Annotated in this window: 2 protein-coding genes; both read right to left on the bottom strand. The window is 67.6% G+C overall.

Annotation, left to right across the window (positions count from 1 at the left end; translation table 11 throughout):
- Positions 1 to 583: ATP-binding protein (locus tag ACOVRJ_RS13125; RefSeq protein WP_422044296.1), on the bottom strand; the 583-nt coding region annotated here is incomplete at its 3' end.
- Positions 576 to 2,099: an IS21 family transposase gene (gene istA / locus ACOVRJ_RS13120; RefSeq protein WP_422044295.1), complete on the bottom strand. Its 1,524-nt coding sequence runs from the start codon at positions 2,097 to 2,099 to the stop codon at positions 576 to 578. The genes istA and ACOVRJ_RS13125, both read right to left, overlap by 8 nt.
- Positions 2,100 to 2,275 lie beyond the last annotated feature (176 nt).

The following is a 2,275-nucleotide window of genomic DNA, read 5'->3' as shown; positions in this document are numbered from 1 at the left end:
TCACGACGCTGGTGTGCTCGTACAGCTTGCTCAGCAGGTGGAACAGCAGCGCGCCCCCGGCCTGGCTGAACGGCAGGTAGCCCAGTTCGTCCAGGACGACCAGGTCCATGCGCAGCAAGCTGCCGGCGATGCGCCCGGCCTTGCCTTCGGCCTTCTCCCGCTCCAGCGCGTTGACCAGGTCCACGGTCGAGTAGAACCGCACCCGCTTGCCGTGCTCGGTGATGCCGGCCACGCCGATGGCCGTGGCCAGGTGGCTCTTGCCAGTACCGGGCCCACCCACCAGCACTGCGTTGTGCGCCGCCTGCGTGAACTCGCAGCTGGCCAATTGCGCGACGAGCTTGCGGTCCACCGGGGAGACCTCGAAGTCGAAGCCCGCCAGGTCACGGTGTACGGGGAACTTGGCTGTGGCCATCTGGTGGCTGACCGAGCGAGTGGCCCGGTCGCTAGCCTCGGCCATGAGCATGTGCTCGACGAGCCAGCGCGAGCGCTCCAGCTCGCCGTTGTTCTGCTCGCCCAGCTCGGCCCAGGTGGCGGCCATGCCGTGCAGACGCAGCGACTTCAACTCAGCGATGACGTCACGCATCTTCGGCCCCCTGTTCGATGCTCAGGCGGCGCAGCTCGTCATAGCGCGCGGTGTCGGCCTTCGGTGGCGTCAGTGCGCTCAGCGCCGTGGCAACGTTCTCCGGGCGAGGCGGTGCCGTCAGGCGGGCCAGCACGTTGCCTACGTGCTCGGGGCTGACCCGGCCGCTGGGCCCGGCACGCTCCAGCGCCAACTCGGCCGCCACCAGAACAGCGTCCAGCCCGGAGCCCTTGACCAGACCCAGCACCTGGGCCATCAGCCGGTCTCCACCAGCGTGCTTGAGCAGGGCCTGGCGCAGCCGGGCCAGGGGCTCGGGCAGGTCCATGAACGGCGCGCCGTTGCGCAGCGCACCCGGCTTCCTCTGCAACAGCGGCACATAGTGCTGCCAGTCGTAGACGGTCTTGCCCTTGCCAGGTTGCCGCTCATGCTCGGCCACCACCCGCTCCTCGGCAACGATCACCACCCGGCCCGGGTACAGCCGCGTGCTTACCGTGTGCCGCGCCCACTCGCACGGCACCGAGTAGCGGTTGCGTGCTGCCGTCACCAGGCACGTGCTGCTGACACGGCTGAACTCCTGCACGTAGCCGTCGAAGGGCGCTGGCATCGGCATCAGGTGCTGCCGCTCCAACTCCAGCATCTCCGCCACGCTGAACGCCTTGTGCTCGGGGTGGCGTAGCTCGGTCCACAGCGCACGGCAGCGCTCGCCCAGCCAGGCGTTGAGTTCGTCCAGGCCGCTGAAGCGCTGCTCCCGCGCATCCAGCCAGATGCGCCTGCGGCTGTCCTGCACGTTCTTCTCGACGACGCCCTTCTCCCAGCCCGAGGCCACGTTACAGAAGTCGGCGTCGAACAGGTAGTGCGCGCACATGGTCGTGAAGCGCTGGTTGACCTCACGCGTCTTGCCCTTGCCCACGCGGTCCACGGCGGTCTTCATGTTGTCGTAGATGCCTCGGCGCGGCACGCCGCCCAGCGCTGCGAACGAGCGGGTGTGGGCATCGAACAGCATCTCGTGGCCCTGGCCAGGGTAGGCCACCAGCCAGAACGCCCGGCTCGCGCACAGCTTCATGTGCGCGACCTGCAACCGCTGGTACTGCCCGCCAATGACCAGCGGCTCTTCGCTCCAGTCGAACTGGAACGCCTCGCCCAACTCGAAGCTCAGCGGCACGTAGGCATCGCCTGCCTGCACGCCGCCGCGCTCGGCTCGCCACTGTCGGATGTAGTCGGTCAGCCGGCTGTAGCCGCCCTCGTAGCCGGCTGCCGCAAGCTGGACATGCAGGGCCTTGGCGGTTCGCCGTTCCTTCTTCGGCCGCCTCGCATCAGCCAGAAGTGCCTGCTGCACCGCCTCCACGAACGGTGCCAGCTTCGTCGGCACCTCGGGCCGGCTGTACTTCGGCGCCTCCGCCTTGCCGATGCGCAGGTACTTGCGCACCGTGTTCCTCGCCAAGCTCGTCGCCTTGACGATCTCCCGCACCGACTTCTTCTCGCGGTGGCGCATCCGCAGGACCTTGCCAATCATGGCCATGGTGATCACTCCTCACACCCCGCCCCTCTGTGAATATGTCGGGCAGGGTAGGTTGAACACCTGGGTCAGTTTTCAGTCGGCATGATCCTCTGAAGTGGGTCAAATTTCAGTCGGCGCCAACAGGCCAGCGAAGCCGTTGTCGCCACCGCATGCGAGGCCGAGCCCATCCAATTCCG

The sequence above is a fragment of the Roseateles sp. genome (assembly GCF_049240545.1).
GTDB lineage: Bacteria > Pseudomonadota > Gammaproteobacteria > Burkholderiales > Burkholderiaceae_C > Paucibacter_A.
Note: the sequence above shows the minus strand (reverse complement) of the source record. Positions and strands in the feature narration are given on the sequence as shown.